The sequence below is a fragment of the Fimbriimonas ginsengisoli Gsoil 348 genome, assembly GCF_000724625.1.
Classification (GTDB): domain Bacteria; phylum Armatimonadota; class Fimbriimonadia; order Fimbriimonadales; family Fimbriimonadaceae; genus Fimbriimonas; species Fimbriimonas ginsengisoli.
This window is the reverse complement of record NZ_CP007139.1, coordinates 3165732-3184025: the sequence shown is the minus strand read 5'-3', so window position 1 is coordinate 3184025 and position 18294 is coordinate 3165732. Positions and strand designations below refer to the sequence as shown.

Below are 18294 nucleotides of genomic sequence, written 5' to 3'. Positions count from 1 at the left end.
CTAGCGCGGCGTGAATTTCTGCCGCAAGGACGTGGATTGCTTCATCCGCGCGTAGATCACCTCCAGGCTGGGCAAAACCCGTAACCTAAAGTCCTCCGCTTCGGATACCTTACCTTGACGATGCAGCCCATCCAAATGCTCAAATCCGGTGAACGCGCTCACCGTCAGCCTGGGGTGGTGGGCTTGATATCGCACCAGGTGATAGATGGTGTTTTGTGCCCAGGGCGCTTTCATGTTCTTGGCCGCCCTTCGGATGTCGAAAAAGGTGCTGGTGTCGATCAGAACCTTATCCACGAGGGGTGAACCTTTCGGCGCGGACTTGCTTGCTGGCCGCTTCCATACCGTCAATCACGTTATCCGGAAGGTTTTCTAGGAAGGCGAAGATCGGAACGTTCTGGCGAAGGGTTTCTAAATCCGCCTCGGTGACCTCGTGCGTGGTTTTGCGGCGGCTGGACTTAAGCCCGGACTGTATGAACTTCACCGCGGCCTCAGAGGGCGAAATATGCTCGGACTGGGCATATTTCTCCAGCTCGCGTTCTATGCTGGCGGGTAGATCAAAACTCATGGGTTCAGGCCTCCTTAGTTCGATATTATGGCTTCGCACGCCATTTGTCGCGCGGAAAGCAACCCCCTGAGCTGCATTTGCCCTAAACCCCTTCAGAGGTAAAAACGATACGGGGGGTGCCACCGTTCTTGTCGTGCACGACTACCTCCCTCATGCCCGGCGGCAATTTGACCGAAATCCCCGATCCATCCACGGAGACGAAAATCTCGCCCCGAGGCGTCGGCATGGTCCCCTCAGCGGACATCAGCCCACCCAACTGCGGTCGAATCTCCACCTCGGAGAATCCCGGGGCGGTAGGGCGGATCCCCAGAAACGAAGCGTAGTAGTGGAACAGCGGATGCGCTCCCCAGGCGTGACAATCCGAGCGGGTCGGCTCTGGCATCTCTACCGTCGTCTTCATCCCCTTCGCCGGGTGCTCGAACCACAGGTCCATTCGCTTCAGGATCTGGTCGGTGCGGCCAAGAAGTGTGTAGGTTTCGAACAAATAGTGGCTGAAATAGACCGTCGTCCGATCCAGATCGTCGTCCTCTAGGAGGTGCCGAACGACCGACTCGCGGCGTTCCGCCGGGACCGCATCCGCCAACAGCGCCAAGCACTGAGCATGCTCGCTGAACTCCGTGTGAGCCAAGTCGTTCGCGTACAACCCCCGCTCCTCGCTCCAGAAATGGTCGTTTACGGCCGAGATGATGCCTTTCGCGGTCCGACGATGCCGGGCCGCCATCTCGGGTTCCCCGAGCCATTCCTCGATTTCCGCTGCCTTCGCCAGTGTTAGCGCGAACTGCAGGTTGAGCACGCTGCTCTTTCCGCTCACCGCGTCCTTTGGCATGCCCGAATTCCAGCTCGGCACCCAGTCGACGAAGTTCCAGCCGTCCACGCCGCCGAGCAGTTGGTCGGAGTCGACCTTCGCGCGATATGCATCCAAAACGCCGCGAGCGCCCAACATTCGCTCCCGAACGAACTCGAGGTCGCCTCGCCAGAGCGCGAAATCGTGCAGCATGGTCACCCACCAAAGGGAAAACGGCGGGATGATCTGCAGCACGCGGCACGGGTAGCGGGACTGGGTAAGCCCCGACATCTGCCTCGACGCGTCGAACATCCGGATCGACTTCCTCGGCAACCGGTCGTCGTTCGTCTGAGCGTAGGTCACCAGCACCTGGAGCCGCGTGTCTCCGATGTACTGAAGCTGCTCGAAGTACGGGCAGTCCATATACGTCTCGTGCGAACACATCTCCAGCACGCGTCGCATGATCGGAATGATCGCCTCCAGCCGCTCGTCGCTGGCACTGAACGTCGCGTCGAACTCGTACGGATAGTGCGTCTCGATAAGCTCCAGTCGTTCGATCGTCAGGGAATCGTTCTGCGTCTCCACGAGCAGCTCGACGTAGCGACCCGCCTGCCACCAGAGCGTGTCGAACCGTTGACCCGAGCTTCCTCCCGAGACGAAAGTGTCGCCGACCCCTTCGGATTTGTGCCAGATAGTATTGAAGAACTTCCCTTCAATCTCGTCGCGATTCCCCTTTTCCGCCCCCTCGACGGTTTCGTACAGCGACTCTTGCCAATTGATCCGAAGGCGGGCTCCCTTGCCTCCGCTCAGCACCGCGCGCGGGTAGGCACACACGTAATCCTCGAGGTCCACCAAGATGCGTCGCCGGGTGTGGGGTGGTATCGTCAGCGGCTCATCGTCCGCCAGCAATCGCATCCAGTCCTCGTGCTCTCCGATCAAATCGTCCGATTTCCGGATCGCCACCACATTCGTCGGCCCTTCGGGCGCTTCGGCGACCAACTCCAGGGACGTGGTCGGCCAACGCCGCTCCAGCATCGGCGGCAATACCGCCGGCACCAACAGGTGGTAAGGAGTGCGGTCGTTTACGCCCGGGCTCATCCCTCGCAGGCCCACGGCGACTGGCGACCATCCGTCACCTTCACCGTTCTCCCAACCCCAGGCGACCGCATCGCCGTGAATGGCGACGTTCCACCCAGTTCCCCAGGCGGTCAGCGGGTTCGTAAGCTCGTAGCCGGGTAGTTCTTTGGCCTCCCAGGCGGCTTTTCCAGTGCCGATCCGCTCCTGCCAGTCGCCGGTTTGCGGACAGAGCAAGAATCCATGCCCCGCCGAGATTTGGGCGTAGGGCGCCTTTTCACCCAGCGACCAAGCTTTCGCGACGAGCACGTGCGGTCCCGCCGATAACTCCAACTCGTACGTCTCGAAAAACCAGTGCTCGCCGTCGCCCCTTTCGCTTCCCCGACCCACGTACTGGCCGTCCAGCCAAAGCTCGTACCGCTCGTCGGCCGTCACGTGCACCCGCACGATCTCGTCTATCGGCGCCTCGAATAGAAGCCGGTAGGCGGCCACGAACGGTTGTTCCGGCTTCGGGTCGAGGGAAACCCAGGAACACTCCCACTGCCCCCTCCCGCTCCATGGCAGCGCCGTCATGTCGAGCGGGAACGGATCTTCGTTGATGAGGAGTCGCATGGCGTTCTATCGGAGGAAGGCTTCGGGGAGACCCGCGTCGACGGGCACCACATGTCCCGTGGTCAGCGAGAAGCGGTCGGTGGCGAGAAGGTAGATCGCCTCGGCTACCTTTGCCGGGGAGACCGGCTGTTTAAGCAGCGTTCTCTGTGCATAAAAGTTAGCCAGTTTGGCTCTCAGATCTTCCGTCGACTCGCTCTCTTCGAAGGCGATATCGTACTTCTGAAGCGAAGAGATCGTTCGGTCGCGCGGGAACATCTGCGATCCTTCGACCACGGTGGCCGGGGCGATCGCGTTGACTCTTACATCGGGTGAGAACTCGATGGCGAGCTCTCGTACCAGGTGATTCACCGCCGCTTTGCTGGTGTCGTAAGCTACCGACCCCTTCTTGCTCACCACGGCGTTTGCGCTCGAGACCAGGACGAACGAGCCTTTCGTTCCCTGCTTTGCCACCACCGCCCGAGCCTCTTCCGCGATGATCGCTGAGCCGACGACGTTGATCTCGTAGGTTCGCTTCCACAGCTCATCCGCCACTTTGCCGTCCGGTCCCGGGGCGATGAAGACAGCCGCGATGTTGACCAGCACGTCCAACCCGCCGTATTCGCTTACCACTCCATCCAGCATCCGCCGCACCGATTCTCGATCCGTGATGTTGACCGCTTGGGAAGCGACCACTTCACGCCCATACTTCGCGCGCATCTCCTCCGCCGTCTTCTCGGCGAGTTCGGCGTTGACATCGGTGACCACCAGGTGGGCTCCGTTTTTCAGGAGCAGCTCGGCGACTCCGTGGCCGATGCCGGGGCTCGCGCCGACCAACACCGCTACCTTGCGGCTCATCTCCTTTTCTGGAGGCATCCGCTGCAGCTTCGCCTCTTCCAGGCTCCAATATTCGATGTTGAATGCCTCGCGCAGGGGAAGCGCTACGTAGTTATCCACTACAAGCTCTGGCTGAATGCCCGCCTGCATCGGCAGCTCGCCGGCGAGCGCGGTCGCTCCTTCCATCACGTGGATCGCGTTGACATAGAACTCGCCGGTGATTCGCGCCTCGGTCTTATTCTTCCCAAAGCTAAACAGGCCAACTCCGGGGACGAGCACCACCGTAGGGTTGGGGTTCCGGAGGGCGGGTGAATCGGGCAGACGATTCTCTTCGTAATACGCGCGGTACTCGTTCCGGTATTTGGCGAAAGCCGCCTCGATTCCCGCCACGCTGGTGTCCCTGAGCACCATCGGCCGCACCTTGGTGCGCACGAAGTGGTCGGGGCAGCTCGTCCCCTGCCAAGCCAGCGCGTCCAGCTTGGCCGAGTTCACAAATCGCAAGACTTCGGGTCTCGCGTCATAGTGGCCAATTACTCCTCCGATCCGCCCTCGCAGCGCTGGAAGTAGGTCGACGGCTAGCCGCTCGCGGTCTTCGCGGACATCGCCGACGGCCCCGCCAAACAGCGCCTCGCCCTTGGCGTCGACCCGCTTCATCACGTACTGGCCAATGCCGTCGATGACTCGAAGGGTGTTCAAATACGACTCGCGGCTAGTGTTCCCCCAGGTAAACAGCCCGTGCGAGCCGAGAATGATTCCGTCGAGGCCGGGGTTCTCCGCATCCGCTTTCTGAAGCCAAAGCCCGAGCTCGAATCCGGGCCGCTTCCAGGGGAGCCAAGCCAGCTTGAGGCCCGTTTCCTCTTCCAGCCGCTTCAGCTGCTCGGGTCCGTTCGCGCATGCCGCCAGCGCGATCGCCCAGTCCGGGTGCAGGTGGTCAACGTGTTTGTAAGGCAGAAAGCCGTGCAGCGGAGTGTCGATGCTCGCCGCTCTCGGGTTGTTGTTAAACGTGCAGAGCGGATACATGTCCGCCATCGCGTCCTCTTCGTCGACACCTTTGTAGCGGTTTTTCAGCGCGAGCAGCCGGTCCAGGTAGAGCGTCGCAAAGCCGTCCCGCTTGATCGTTCCCAGGTCGCCGCCGCTCCCTTTCACCCAGAGGACGGTGACGTCCTCGCCGGTTACCGGGTCCGCCATCGTCACCTTCGCGGAGGTGTTCCCGCCGCCAAAATTAGTGAGCCGTAAATCGCTGCCAAGCAGGTTGGAGCGGTAGCGCAGCAGCTCCGGCTCGTCCATCCCACGCGTCTCGTCGTCGTTCCAAAGATCCTTGAGGTACCGAAGGTGCATTTTTCCGCCTGCCAAGTCTAACCTAAACGCGTTAACCCAACGCGCATCTAAGGTTCACTGGCGTCAGTGACTTTACCGCCCGCCGACTTTTGCCGGTTCTAGGCTTCGCGCCAGTTTTCAAGGTTTAGCTGCCGGTTGCGAGATTGCATAGCAGACTCAACCACTTCATCCATGACGCCGGCTTCCTCGTCGCTCATGGGCGTGCCGGTCAGACCTGGGATATGATTGGCTTCCGCGGCCGCGTTAGCAACTGACGATGCGGGAAGGCTAAGCAGGCCCGCTTTAATAAGACGCACCACCGCTTCGGTCGTGCCAATCTTTTCCGCCTTGGCGTACTGCTCAATCTGCGGCTCAATAGACCTTGGAATGTCGAAGCTCAATACGGCGCCTCCGTTAGTCACATATTATGACGCCCACGCTATTCCACCGACTTCCTGAACCGCGTCGTCGCGATCGTAACCAGCACGACGGCGATCGCGGTAAGCGCGAGGGTGCTTGGAAGAAGCTCGACCACCATCGAGCCGCGAACGATGATGCCTCTCAGTATCTGCAAGAAATGCGTTAGGGGAATCGCTTGGGAGGCGATGTATAGCATTCCCGGCATCGTCTCCTGCGGAAAGACGAAGCCGGACATCAGAATCGACGGAAGCATCGTCAACAGGGTCAACTGGAGCGCCTGCGCCTGAGTCTTGGCCACCGTGCTGATCAACAAGCCGAGGGCCAACGAGGCGAAAACGAACGGTATGGCAAGCACAATGAGGCCGGGCAGGCTCCCCACTACACGCACGTCGAACAAGAAAAACGCGCCCCCCAGAACCGCCCCGAACTCGAACATGGCCAGAACCGCGTAAGGGGCGAGCTTGCCCAGCATCAGTCCGAGCCGCCCGATCGGGCTTACCATGAGCTGCTCCAGCGTGCCGAGCTCCTTCTCCCGCACGATGCTCGAGCTGGTCAGAGAGACGACGACGATTTGAATCACCACGCCGATCAGACCGGGGATGATCGAAGTTTGAGAGCGGCCGGTCGGGTTAAAAAGCACCTGCACCCGCGCCTGAGGGCGGCCGCCGACCGCCGCCTGCGGCGGAGCCGAGAACGCCAGGGTCGCCCTGGTCGACACCGTGCTGTCCGACCCGTCGAGCAGTACGCCCACCTGCGGCGAGCGACCCGCCGCCACCTCCCGGCCGAAATTGGGCGGAATGACTACGGCGACCCTCGCCCGCCCGTTCTGAATGAGCTTGGCCGCCTCCTCGGCGGTCGCTACCTCCGTGTCGGGATCGAGATACTGCGTATTCCGCAGCGAAGCGATGTAGGCCCGGCTCTCTCGGGATCGATCTTGATCCACCACGACCGCACCGATATGGCGCACGTCGAAGTCGATGGCAAATCCGAACACGAGGAGCTGAAACAGCGGAAGCAGTAGGGCGATGACCAAGCTCGTGGCGTCGCGCCGTAAGTGGAGCACCTCTTTCCGCACCACGAAGAGAAACCCGTTCACGCCTTGGCCAACCTCCTGGTTAACGACACGAAGACATCTTCGAGCGAAGGAGAGATCTCACGGATTTCTCCAATCGTAAGGCCCGGCTGACGAAGCCCGTCGAGGATCGTTTCGTTCGTCATCGCCTCCGGAACGAGGAGGTGAAGCTCCGACTCGACGAGCGTGGCATCCAAAATTCCCTCGATGTTGTGCGCCGCTCGAAGCCCGACCGCTGGCGGGGTCGCCGCCACCGAAACCCTCTTCGTGTTCGGAGGCGAAACTTCCGGCAGCGACTTAAGCTCCGCAGGGGTGCCGATTACCATCAGCTTTGACAGATAAATGTAGGCGATATCGCTGCAGCGCTCCGCCTCGTCCATGTAGTGGGTCGTGACGAACAGGGTCTTTCCACTTGCGGCGAGGTCGAAGAGAAGATCCCATAGCTCGCGCCGAGCCACCGGATCGATTCCCGCCGTCGGTTCGTCTAGGAAGATCACTTCGGGCTCGTGGATGAGCGCCGTCGCCAAGGCCAATCTCTGCTTCCATCCTCCCGACAACTGCCCACTTTGCCGATCGACGTACGGACCCAACTGCGTCAGTTCAATGACCGCTTTCTTCCGATCCGCCAGCCTCGCGCCCCGAAGACCGTATATACCGGCAAAGAAGTCGAGGTTCTCGCCGACCGTCAGGTCGCGATACAGACTGAACGACTGGCTCATATAACCGATCGAGCGTTTGACCGACTCCGGATCCTTCGCGACATCGAATCCGTTCACGGTCGCCCGTCCCTCCGTCGGCTGCAGGAGGCCACACAGCATTCGAATGCAGGTGCTCTTGCCGCTTCCGTTAGGCCCGAGGAACCCGAAGATCGACCCCTTTTCGACTTTGAACGAAAGATGATCGACGGCGGTGAACGTCCCGAACCGTCGCGTTAGCCCCTCTAGTTCGATCGCGCTCATCGTGCTACGATCTCCCCATGGCTTCTCGAATTCCCGCCGGCTTCCACACTCTGACCCCGTATATCGTCGTCGACGACGCCAAGGCCGCGATTGAGCTTTACAAGGCCGCATTTGGCGCCGAGGTGACCTCGTTGGCCAATACTCCCGACGGTAAGGTGATGAATGCTCAGCTCAAAATCGGTGACTCGATGCTGATGCTCAACGACGAATTTCCCGAGCACGGCGTTGTCGGTCCGAAGAAGATCGGCGGCACCGCGGTCACCCTTCACATGTATGTCGAGGATGTCGACGCGGCTTGGGAAAGAGCCGTCGCGGCGGGGCTGGAAGTTGGGTTTCCCCTCGCCGACCAATTCTGGGGCGACCGATACGGGCAGCTCAAAGATTCGTTCGGCCACTCGTGGTCTATGGCCTCCAAGCTTCAGGGTTAGGCGCTTCATCCGATCCGCCTAACCGTCGCCGCCATGCCGGCCTTGACCCGAGAGTCAGGCCGGCGTAGCCGAAGGCGGACGGCAAAAACCTGCTTGCCCCTCTCCTCGGTGGTTTGAAGGTTGGCGGGGGTGAATTCACCCTGGGTCGCTACGCTCTCGACCACCGCATCGACCGAGCTGGGAATGCCGTCGATGGTTAGGACCGCGGCGCCCCCTGGGTGGACTGTGGCCAGACTTGCCTCTGGCACATAGACCCGAAGCCAGATATCGGACGGGTCGCTGAACTGGACGACCGGAATCGCGCTCCCGGCCAGATCACCATCGGCTACGAGAATACGCTCGACCACCCCATCCTTCGGCGCGCGAACCACTAATTCTTGAAGCTTGTCTTTGGCGCTTCCGGCCTGCGCTCGTGCGGCTCGCGCCGCCGCCCGGGCTTGCGCCACTTCCTCCGGCCGATTTCCCTCTCGAAGCTGCGCGAGGGTTGCCTGCGCGGCTTCTAACCGGGCTTGCGCGGCCGCGATGTCTTCCGTTCGGCTTCCTCGGCGAAGCAGCGCTACGTTCTCCTCCTGAGCTCTCATTTCCGCGGCCGCCGCGGAAATCTCCTCCGCTCGCGAGCCATGCTGAACCTCTCGTAGGCGCGCAATGGCCTGGCGGTAAGCCGCCTCCGCCTGCCGTCGCTCCTCGGGCGGCGCCCCCTTCAAGGCCCGGTTGACCGCTTGCGATGCGGCTTCACGGTTGGCCGATGCGGTCTCGAACCGGTTGCGAGCCGCGTCGACGTCACGCTGAGCGACCGCTCCTTCCTTGCCCAGGAAGCGCATCCGGTCGTACTCGAGGGAGGCGGTTCGCCGATCCGACTCTGCCGCCGCGAGCTTTGCTTCTAGCTGGCGTTGCTCTTCCGGATTCGGTCCCCGGCGGACGATCGCCAACTGAGCTTCCGCCTGGTTCGCGGCGGCTTGGGCCTGTTGGACCTGTTCCGGACGCGAGCCGCGCTTCAATTCGAGGTATTTGGCCCGAGCGCTTTGCAGGTGAGACTCCGCAATCGCAATCTCCTGCGGAAGGGGGCCGCTCCTCAGTTTTGCCAGGCCGGCCTCCGCCTCCGCGACAGCGGCGATCTGTCGCTTGATCTCCTCTGCGCGGCTCCCGGCCTGCGCTTCCGAGCTTTTGGCCTCCGAACCCTTCGCTTGTTCGGCGACCGCCTTAGCATCGAGTACGGTGTCGGGAGCGGTCAGCCTGACCAGCACCTGGCCTGCCTTTACGGCCTCCCCTTCGTGGACAAGGATCTGAGACACTCGGCCGCTCGTTTTGGGCGCCAACCGGCTCGGCTGGCTCTCAAAAGTTCCGGAGATCAGGTTTCGGTGCTCCGCGCGGCTTCGATCCAGGTAGTAACCGCCGACCGCGAGCGCGGCCAGCAAGACGATCGGCGCGAGCATTTGTGGCTTCATCGCTTCACCTCCGGAACGAGCTTGAGCACGAGGTCGAGGTACTGGTCGTCGAGCGAAGAATCACCGGCCGGTATTTGGGCCATCCGCTCGAGGAGCAACCGATAACGAAACCAACTATCGACCGCTCCCAGGGCCAATGCCGCGACAAGCTCAGGCTCTCCCGAATCGTGTAACTCTGCCTTTGCTCGGGCGAAAACCCTCGGAGCGATTTGATCGATCGGGATCGGAAGCGGCGCCGATTCTAAAGTGAGCCAGGTCATTAGCCTCGACAGATGTGGACTCGCCTTCATAAAGTCGAACCGCGTTCTGATAACGTCTCTAAAGGAGAGCGAAGGATCGCCATTCGCATACTTCAAGAACAATTGAACCATCGGACGGACGTGGGCTTCCAAGGTCGTCTGCCACAGGGTTTCCTTGCTCTCGAAGTGGTAAAGCACCAGGCTCTTTGTCACCTTAGCCCGGCTCGCAACCTGGCTAATCGACGTCGCGCCATACCCGCGCTCGCTAAAGCTCTCTAGAGCGGCGGTAAGGATCGCTTCCCGGGTCGCATCTGCGTCGAGCCGCTTCCGCATGAATGTATTGTAATCCAAATTGACCGATCGGTCAAACATTTCGTGCAAGTGCGGGACTTCCCGCCGAGGTCAGAATCGTGTTAAGATCGGCCATCTGGCCAGCCGAATAGAACAATCATGCTCGTGAATCGCAACACTGTCGACGGAGTTTTGCTCCATGTGCTCTACGAAATCGCGACCGGTCACTGGCGCGAAGGTCAGGTTCTGCCGTCCGTTCGGCGCGCCGAGGCGGAGTGGGGCGCGAGCCGGCTCACGGTGCTGAAGGCGTACCAAAAGCTTGCCGAGATGGGCATGGCGGAATCCAAACCACGATCCGGATATGTAGTCGTGGGCGGTCAAGCGCTGGAGCGCGTCTGCCGCAACCGATACTTGATGGAAGGGCTTTACGAGGAAGTTTCCAAGCGAATCCAGGTCCATGAAGACCTCTCAGTGCTGGGAGCCCTTCGTTATCTAACTCGACTAGCAGAACAACAATACGCGCGCTCCCCAGAAGCGGTCTTCGTCGAGAGCTCAGTTATCCAAGCCGGCAAGCATGCATCCGAGATTCGCGAGCGTCTGCAGGTGCCGGTCGGCCACTATTCGTTCGAACAGCTCGGCTCCGACTTTCGTTCATTGCCAAGAAGCGTGAAGACGGTCCTTACGACCGCTTCTAGCCTTCCCCGGCTTGAGCCGCTCGCAAAGCGTGGGATTCGAATCGAAGCTGTCCCGCTGGAAATTTCTCCGAAGACATTTCAGTCCTCCGGGGTAGACGTCCGAGAGGCTTGGCTCCTCGATACGAGCGAGGAAGAAATCGTGGGGCTGATGAACGATATAGAAGCGAGCGGCCGCTCGATTTCTCTTCGGCCTAAGATCGTGAGCGATGTCGAGGAAGAGATCCACCGGCTTCTCGATGCCCGCCACATCTCGCCCCGCTCTCTGATCTTGCTGCGGCCCGAGCTTTGGGGCTCCATCCATTCCGCCCTCCGCGAACACTCCCGGGTAGCGCCGATCGACTTCGAGATCGACGAGCAGGCGTGGTCGCAGGTATCGGACGCCATCGGTATGCCGTTCCCTTCGCCGATTGGGCTCTAGTCGGCGACCTTCAGGACGCTGAGGAACGCTTCCTGCGGAAGCTCGATCGAGCCGATCTGCTTCATCCGCTTCTTACCTTCCTTCTGCTTCTCGAGAAGCTTCCGCTTACGTGTAATGTCTCCACCGTAACACTTGGCGATAACGTTCTTACGGAACGGCTTGATGGTGTCGGCCGCAATGACCTTCGCCCCGATCGCCGCTTGCACGCGAACCTCGTATTGCTGACGGGGAACGACCTGGCGGAGCCTCTCCACCATCGCGCGGCCCCGATTGTAGGCAAAATCCTTGTGGACGATGAACGACAACGCGTCCACCGGATCGCCGTTCAGCAGAATATCGACTTTCACCAAGTTTGAAAGGGCATAGTCCGACAAATCGTAATCGAATGAGGCATACCCTCGAGTGCTGGACTTGAGCTTGTCGAAGAAGTCGAGCAGGATTTCTCCCAGCGGAAGCACATAGTGGAGGATCACCCGTTGCGGCGTCGGGTACTCCGTCTTCACGTAGATTCCCCGCCGCTCCTGGCAAAGCGTCATACAGGCGCCTACGTATTCCTGCGGAACCATGATCGTCGCGGTGACCATCGGCTCCTCCACGCTGGCGATGTCGTTCGGATCCGGCCAATCCGCCGGGTTTGCGATGTGGATCTCTTCCCCATTTTTCATCGTCAACCGGTAATCCACCGAGGGTGCGGTGAGGATGAGGTCGAGGGCAAATTCACGCTCCAAGCGCTCCCTGGCGATCTCCATGTGGAGTAGACCAAGGAACCCACAACGGAAGCCAAAGCCAAGAGCCGCCGAAGTTTCCGGCTCAAAGTCCAAGCTTGCGTCATTAAGCTTGAGCTTATCGATCGCATCGCGGAGGCTTACATACTGGTCGCCATCGCTCGGATAAAGGCCGCAGAAAACCATGCTCAGCGCCTTCCGGTATCCCGGAAGCGCCACATCGGCAGGGTCGTCGGCATTGGTAACCGTGTCGCCTACCCGCGCGTCGCCGATCGACTTCATGGCGGCGGTGATAAAGCCGACGTCGCCGGTGTCGAGCCCCTTGTTCACGGTCAGTCCCGGCCCGAAGTGTCCGGTGGAGTCGACGTCGAACTTATTGCCCGTCGCCATCATCATGATTCGATCGCCCTTCTTGACGCGACCGTCCTTCACGCGAACGTAGGCGACGGCGCCCTGGTAAGCGTCGAAGTGAGAGTCGTAGATCAGAGCCCGCAGCCGGCCGTTCGGGTCACCCCCGGGGGCGGGGATACGGGCCACGATCGCCTCCAGAATATCGTCGATGCCAATGCCGGACTTTGCCGAGCAAGGGATCGCGTCGGTGGCGTCGATCGCGACCGCGTTTTCGATCTCTTCTTTCGCGCGGGCGATGTCCGCGTGTGGCAGGTCGATCTTGTTGATGACCGGGATGATCTCCAGGTTCTGGTTCATCGCCATGCTGGCGTTGGCGATCGTCTGCGCCTCGACCCCCTGGGATGCGTCGACCACCAACAACGCCCCTTCGCAAGCGAAAAGCGCTCGCGAGACTTCGTAGGTGAAGTCCACGTGGCCTGGCGTGTCGATCAGGTTGAGCTGGTAAGTCTCGCCATCCTTTGCCGTGTAGAGCAGCCGGACGGCCGCCATCTTGATGGTGATCCCCCGCTCCCGCTCGATGTCCATGGAGTCGAGCATCTGCTCCTGCGCGGTACCGCGGATCGCGCCGCACCGCTCGATAAGGCGGTCGGCCAGCGTCGACTTGCCATGGTCGATGTGCGCGATGATGCAGAAGTTACGAATACGAGACTGGTCCATAAGAGACAGGGGGGAACCTACCTAAGATTCTACCGCCTAGGCTCCTTACGCTCAGAGCGGCAAATACCGCACCTGCCTCATCGACAGCGGGAGGCCTATTGGCCGCGATCACGACGTAGCGCGAAAAACCGTCGTCAGATAGGTATGGACGGCAGTATAAGCGTGGTTCACGTGCCAGATAAATCCCGGTACGAGCTTCGCTGGGGAGATCAGAGGATCGGCTACGCCTCGGCGATCCCGCGCGGCGACGCGATCGTGGTTCCGCATGTCGAGGTGAACTCCGAGTATAAGGGACGCGGTCTTGGCAGCCGACTCGTACGCGAGATGCTGGACGATATCCGCGCTCGCGGACTGCGGATCGTCCCGCTTTGCCCCTTCGTCGGAGTCTTCATGCGCCGGTACTCGGCTTATTCCGATCTTAAAGCGTGAGCTCGTACGATCGCTCAACTTTGACCTCTCCCGACGCCATTCGCAGCCGTATCGGAATCGGTGTCTCGATCCTCCATTTCCCGCCGTGTCCGAAGCGTTCGTAAAGGACCGTCACCGCATGCTCCCCGATATGCAGCGGAGTCTTTATTTGGGCATGCTTCACGTCGACCACTTGCGGCTTGAAATCAAAGACCCCAGCCCCGATATCGAACCGCGAACGTAACCCGCTTACGAAGCGCGACAGTTGCCACGTCGGGCAGCCGGACCATTGGTGACAGTGCGACCAGCGCGTATCGAACACCTCCAGTAACGTCGTTCGCCCGCCTTCCAGCGCCCATTTCCAGCAGTGCCGGTACTGCTCGAGCGCGAAAGACGCCTCACCACGCTCCCACATTTCCGACAGGGCATAGTGGCTGAAATAAGGGGTGATCAACCGCGCCTGCGCCGCACTAGGATCTGAGAGACGCGGGGCGTGAGGGTCGTTCGGAAAGCAACTTCGGTAATGCGCTTTGATGAACTCGAGGTAGGCCCGAGTCCGATCACGCCCGACAAGCCCGGCTCGCAACGCAAGCACCGACCGTTGCAGTCCCGGCGGGGCCGCCAGCTCTGCCACCCATGAACTTACAATCTGTTCAATTCGAAGCGCCAGAGAACTGTATCTTTTCGCTTCGGTCGGTCTCTCGATCGCCTGACACCAACGAACCATGTCGCGAAGGGAAAGCAAGTAGTGGAAATTCAATCCCATGTCGCTCGGCCCCTCGTTCCGGACATATCCCCAGTCGATAAACGCCCATCCCAGGTCATCGCCCAGCCCGTCGGGCGTCAGATGCGCTTCGAAGGCGGCGAGATTCCGTTCCGCAAACGGAAACAGCTCGACCAAAAGCTGCCGATCGCCAGTCAGTTCCAAGTAGTGAACGCAGGCGGAGATCCACTGCGCGGCGTAGGTCGAGAGAAAGGCGGGGCCACCGGGACAAAGGCCGGCAATCAGTCCATCTTCTCGGGCGCAATGCGCGCTCATCACGAGTGCCCGTCGTATCGGAGATAAGTCGGTGTACGCGACGGAGGCGATGTCCATGCCGACGGTGACCACATCGCCCGTCCATTGCCCCCGTTCCCGGGTCGGGTTGTCGATGAGCGAGTCTTCCGTACAGGCGCGGAACGTCTCGATTCCAGCGCTCCAGATTCGATTTAGAAGCGTGTCGTCACTCTCAAAAGCTCCGTCCGGAACGCCGTAGTACGTTTTCTCCACGAATTCCTCGCGCAGGAACCGGATCTGCTCCGGCGGAGCGAGAATATGCGCTTCCAGGTAGCGCATCCCTTTGGGAACCACCGGCATAAACACCTGCCTTCCGCCCTTTGCCACGTAATGGTCGAGGTTGCAAGACGCTCCCGCCGAAAGGGTGATCCACGGCTGCACGCGGCCATGCGCCAGCTCCTCGCACCCGGCGAACTCCACGATCGCTCCCGCCGGAAGGTCGAGCAAGAACCGCGGCCTCCCCAGTCGCACCCGGTCGAGGTCGTACCGGCGCCAAGTTCCGCCTCGGGGAAGCTCATGGCATTCGATATCTCGCAAGAAGAACCGCGCCGCGGGATCGTCGTTCGCATACCCATACCGCTCAGCCAATGGCCCCTCCGAGTAGGCATGCAGAGCGTGTGAAACCAGGCTGGGGGGCGAAACCGCGGCTCGGGAAACCAAAGGCCACGGGAGCGCAGTTGTGTGCGGAGCCTCCCACGCCTCGGTCGATTCGCGAGTGTCCCACCACTCGATCCACCCCAGTTGAGGATTGATCCGCCGAGCCTCCCTTGCGAATCCATTTAGGGGCGTGCCTTTCCAGGTGAGGACCGCGCCCGGAATCTCGCACGCTACCAAGGGCGGCATCTTCTCCATGATCCGGGTGGTGATCCCTTCGTAGACGGCTCGAATCCTCACCTCATGCGACCCTGAGGTCAGCGTCACTGGACGGTGCAGATACTCCGGGTACGCGGGCGGAAACCGAAGCGGACCTTCCAAGACCAAGTCTCCATCCAACCAAACGAGGGCCGGAACGGTAGTCAACAGCCGCAGTTCGACCTCTTGATTCCGGTCGAGCGAGAACGTTCCCCGAAACTCGACATGGGTATCGGGGGTAGCCGCTCCCGGCTCGCCAACCCACATCGCCGGGGCGTTCAATCGCTCGTCGAGCATGGCCGCCATTCTACGCTCACTGGCACCCCGCCGATTACCGCCGCCGAGCGGTGTACATCGAAAGTACGATCGGGAACTCGACGAGGCCGCCAAACTCGTCCCGAGCAACCCTTTCGATCCCATCGAGCACCCGAGTTCGGTCCTCCAGAGGGAGTCGCGTGACCGGGGAGAACGTGCCATAGAGACGCCGGACCGCCACTGAATCGAGTCGCGCTACCCACGCGACTTCTTCGTAGCAAATCTCCTCGAATTCGCCGTTCCTTTCCAGGGCGGCCAGCCGGAGCTCGGTGTCCCGGGCGAACGCGGGGCGGCCGTCGGTTCCCTCGGAGGGGCTGCTGGCTAACGGCATCATGATGCTGTCCGTCGCGGTGTGGAAGCGGTTCGTGTGACGGGGCTCACCGAAAACGTGCCACCACATCGCCCAGTAACCGCCGGGGCGAAGCAAACGGGCGATTTTTCGCAGCGCTAGGGATTCGTCCAACCAGTGAAACGAGGTCGCCGCCACTCCAAGGTCGAATGGGGCTGCAATCTCGGCGTCCTCGAACGGCGCGGTTACGATCCGAAGCCGCGGATTCGATACCGATGAACTCAGGTGCGAAGCCATCCGCTCATCCGGCTCCACCGCCACGACTTCGGCCCCCGCCTCGAGAAGGCGTCGAGTCGCCAACCCGGTCCCGGCTCCAACCTCGAATACGCGAGCCCCCGGCCGAAGCCCGCAACGTTCGGCAAGCACTTCGTATACCCGGGCCGGGTAATCCGGACGGGCGACGTCGTACGAGGCCGGGTCGTCGCCAAACGCGCGGCGACCCTCGGCGGTGGAGAGGCGATTCACGGCTTCATGATTCGCAGGTCGCGGTAGGTGATCTTAACGAGTTGAGAGTTGTCGTGGCTGAGGGCGATCGCTCCCACGTAAACCTTGCGCGGAAGGTGGTCCGCCGTCGATCCGGCGCTGATCCACTCTCCGGCTCCTTTGGCGAAGAACCCTTCGATCTTCCCGCCTTTGCGCACCAACCGCAGCCGCAGGTTGGGGAGCGTGGCGGCTTTTGCCGTCAATCCCTGAGCCTCTCCCGGCTCCGTGTCGCGGTAGGCGAACTGAACCTCTGCGTTCGGGAAGGTGGTGATCATCGCGAACTGGGCGTCGGAATCTCGTCCGGACCTTATCGTCAAACCCGCCTTCGTATAGTCTTCGAGGTCCTCGACGCCGTCGACCACAACTTGAATCTCGAAATCTCCCTCGATCGCTTGGTTCAGGAATCTGAATTGGTCCTTCGTGCCCCAAATGTCGCTTCCCCCGCCGTACAGCTCAAACGCCCCGCTTCCAAGCAGTTTCAGCCCGCCGGTTAGGGGCTTGCCGACGTCGGTCGCAGTCCAGCCTTCCAGACTCTCCTGAGGGGCCGTCGTCCGCACGGGGGGCGTCGGGGGCAGCGGTGGTAACGGCTCCTTAGAAGTCAATTCCCGCCGAAGCGCCTCGTTCACCGCGAGCGGCTCGGACGCAAATCGCTCGAAATACTCTTCGATCGCCGCCTTGCTGTCGGCAGCGAAGTTGATCGTTCGCATCGGCTCTTGGTTCACCACCGCTCCCCAATTGGCCGGATGGATCCCGCCTTCCTTCGATACGGTTTTCCATGCCCACATCGAGGTCATCCAGCCATAAGCGGCGTGCGTCTCGTAGTACCGACGCATCATCTGCGCTCCGCCCGCCGCGTCGAACACCACGTTCATTTCGCCGATGAGGAACGGCACGTTCAGCTTCTTAACCTTGGCGTCCCAGCCGGCGAGACTAGCGAGGTGCTTCATGTGGGTCGCCACCGTCGGCCGGCCGCCTCCGAAAAGCCCCGGATAGAAGTGCATCTGGAATCCCACGTTGTGCCACCCGTTCGCCTTTGGGTCGCCGTAGTGATCGAAGTCATCGTAGTTGCCGTGGGCGAAGACCAGCTTCTCCGGGTCGTTCTTCCGGATCTCGGCTAGGGCACGTTTGAACACGTCGACTTGAATCGGCTTGGGCGTTCCGTACGGCTCGTTCATGACGTCGTAAGCCATCACCGCACCTCGGTTTCGGTACCGCTTGGCGATCTCTCCCCATAGCCAGGCCAAACGTTTCTGGTCTTCGACGTTGTCCTTGAGGTGATTCTGATCCGAGCGCCCGGTGTGGTCGTACGGGCTCTGTCCGCCCTGCGCGCCGTGCATATCCAAGATCACGTAGAGCCCATGCCGCTCGGAGAGATCGACGGCTCGATCGATCCATTTCCAAGCGTTCGGCTTGAGGTGAAACGGGGTTCGGTCGTCTTCCATCAGCCGGTAGTTCATCGGCAGCCGAACGAAGTTAAATCCGAACGTGGGCATCAGCTTGAAGTCCCGTTCGGTAATCCACGACGACCGGTAGAGGTCCATCAGCCGGTCCTTCTCGCTCTCGCCGAACCGCTCGGCGAGCAGCTTTTCCAGATCGTATTGGTCCTTCGGCGTTCCCGGGAGGCCGGATAAGCCGAGCATCCAAAACTCGTTGACCAGCCAGTTCCCGAGGTTCACTCCTTTCAGCGTTACCGCATGCCCCTGCGGATCGACCATTTTCGTTCCCTGCACATGCAAGGGCGGTAACGGAGCAGATAACAAAAACCCGGCGGCGGCGACGAGCGAGAACATATCTAGATTAAACCTTCGATCTATCCAGATCGTTTAGGGGACCCCCTCCTCTTGCGCGGCGATGTTTGTGCGCCGTGGAGGAGGAGGGGGTTTGGGGGTGGCGGTTCCCGACTCG

Annotated in this window: 16 protein-coding genes; 3 read left to right on the top strand and 13 right to left on the bottom strand. The window is 61.1% G+C overall.

Going from position 1 to position 18294, the window contains the following annotated elements:
• The 7 genes from OP10G_RS14360 to OP10G_RS14330 all read right to left on the bottom strand — a co-directional run bounded on the left by OP10G_RS14360 (position 1) and on the right by OP10G_RS14330 (position 7616).
• The gene (locus OP10G_RS14360; RefSeq protein WP_025229742.1) at positions 1–294 is read right to left on the bottom strand and encodes a PIN domain-containing protein; all 294 of its coding nucleotides are present in this window, start codon (positions 292–294) and stop codon (positions 1–3) included.
• On the bottom strand, positions 287–565 hold the full coding sequence (locus tag OP10G_RS14355; protein ID WP_025229743.1) for a hypothetical protein: 279 nt from the start codon (positions 563–565) through the stop codon (positions 287–289). Before OP10G_RS14355 ends, OP10G_RS14360 begins: the two co-directional genes overlap by 8 nt.
• Before the next feature lie 82 nt (positions 566–647).
• Entirely contained in the window at positions 648–3035 is a 2388-nt protein-coding gene (locus OP10G_RS14350; RefSeq protein ID WP_025229744.1) for an alpha-L-rhamnosidase-related protein, read from the bottom strand.
• 6 nt (positions 3036–3041) lie between these two features.
• Positions 3042–5186: a bifunctional rhamnulose-1-phosphate aldolase/short-chain dehydrogenase gene (locus tag OP10G_RS14345; RefSeq protein WP_038473154.1), complete on the bottom strand. Its 2145-nt coding sequence runs from the start codon at positions 5184–5186 to the stop codon at positions 3042–3044.
• A 98-nt stretch (positions 5187–5284) separates the two neighbouring features.
• Entirely contained in the window at positions 5285–5566 is a 282-nt protein-coding gene (locus OP10G_RS14340; RefSeq protein WP_038473151.1) for a hypothetical protein, read from the bottom strand.
• A 38-nt stretch (positions 5567–5604) separates the two neighbouring features.
• Positions 5605–6681 carry an ABC transporter permease gene (locus tag OP10G_RS14335; protein ID WP_025229747.1) on the bottom strand — a complete coding sequence of 359 codons (1077 nt, stop codon included), beginning with the start codon at positions 6679–6681 and terminating at the stop codon, positions 5605–5607.
• Positions 6678–7616 carry an ABC transporter ATP-binding protein gene (locus OP10G_RS14330; RefSeq protein WP_025229748.1) on the bottom strand — a complete coding sequence of 313 codons (939 nt, stop codon included), beginning with the start codon at positions 7614–7616 and terminating at the stop codon, positions 6678–6680. Before OP10G_RS14330 ends, OP10G_RS14335 begins: the two co-directional genes overlap by 4 nt.
• A gap of 17 nt (positions 7617–7633) precedes the next feature.
• On the opposite strand from OP10G_RS14330, the gene OP10G_RS14325 reads away from it, so the two are divergent.
• Positions 7634–8044 carry a VOC family protein gene (locus tag OP10G_RS14325; protein WP_052547769.1) on the top strand — a complete coding sequence of 137 codons (411 nt, stop codon included), beginning with the start codon at positions 7634–7636 and terminating at the stop codon, positions 8042–8044.
• Between the two features lie 5 nt (positions 8045–8049).
• On the opposite strand, the gene OP10G_RS14320 is transcribed toward OP10G_RS14325, so the two are convergent.
• Together OP10G_RS14320 and OP10G_RS24735 are read right to left on the bottom strand one after the other, a co-directional pair.
• Complete coding sequence (locus OP10G_RS14320; protein ID WP_084179310.1) at positions 8050–9489, bottom strand: HlyD family secretion protein; 1440 nt, start codon at positions 9487–9489, stop codon at positions 8050–8052.
• Complete coding sequence (locus tag OP10G_RS24735; protein ID WP_158409243.1) at positions 9486–10061, bottom strand: TetR/AcrR family transcriptional regulator; 576 nt, start codon at positions 10059–10061, stop codon at positions 9486–9488. The genes OP10G_RS14320 and OP10G_RS24735 overlap by 4 nt, the downstream gene beginning before the upstream one ends.
• 123 nt (positions 10062–10184) lie before the next feature.
• Between OP10G_RS24735 and OP10G_RS14310 the strand changes: the two genes are divergently transcribed.
• Complete coding sequence (locus OP10G_RS14310) at positions 10185–11132, top strand: GntR family transcriptional regulator (protein WP_158409242.1); 948 nt, start codon at positions 10185–10187, stop codon at positions 11130–11132.
• On the opposite strand, the gene lepA is transcribed toward OP10G_RS14310, so the two are convergent.
• Positions 11129–12925 carry a translation elongation factor 4 gene (gene lepA / locus OP10G_RS14305; RefSeq protein WP_025229752.1) on the bottom strand — a complete coding sequence of 599 codons (1797 nt, stop codon included), beginning with the start codon at positions 12923–12925 and terminating at the stop codon, positions 11129–11131. The two genes, OP10G_RS14310 and lepA, sit on opposite strands and share 4 nt — an antisense overlap.
• Here lepA and OP10G_RS25870 point away from each other — a divergent pair.
• Entirely contained in the window at positions 12875–13354 is a 480-nt protein-coding gene (locus OP10G_RS25870) for a GNAT family N-acetyltransferase (protein ID WP_084179793.1), read from the top strand. The two genes, lepA and OP10G_RS25870, sit on opposite strands and share 51 nt — an antisense overlap.
• On the opposite strand, the gene OP10G_RS14295 is transcribed toward OP10G_RS25870, so the two are convergent.
• The 3 genes from OP10G_RS14295 to OP10G_RS24730 are packed head-to-tail and all read right to left on the bottom strand — an operon-like array spanning position 13344 to position 18179.
• On the bottom strand, positions 13344–15539 hold the full coding sequence (locus OP10G_RS14295; RefSeq protein ID WP_038473148.1) for an alpha-L-rhamnosidase-related protein: 2196 nt from the start codon (positions 15537–15539) through the stop codon (positions 13344–13346). The genes OP10G_RS25870 and OP10G_RS14295 overlap by 11 nt on opposite strands.
• A 34-nt stretch (positions 15540–15573) precedes the next feature.
• Positions 15574–16371 (bottom strand): class I SAM-dependent methyltransferase, encoded by a 798-nt coding sequence (locus OP10G_RS14290; RefSeq protein WP_025229755.1) that lies wholly within the window; start codon positions 16369–16371, stop codon positions 15574–15576.
• Positions 16368–18179 carry a glycoside hydrolase family 5 protein gene (locus OP10G_RS24730; RefSeq protein WP_025229756.1) on the bottom strand — a complete coding sequence of 604 codons (1812 nt, stop codon included), beginning with the start codon at positions 18177–18179 and terminating at the stop codon, positions 16368–16370. Before OP10G_RS24730 ends, OP10G_RS14290 begins: the two co-directional genes overlap by 4 nt.
• Positions 18180–18294: the final 115 nt, after the last annotated feature.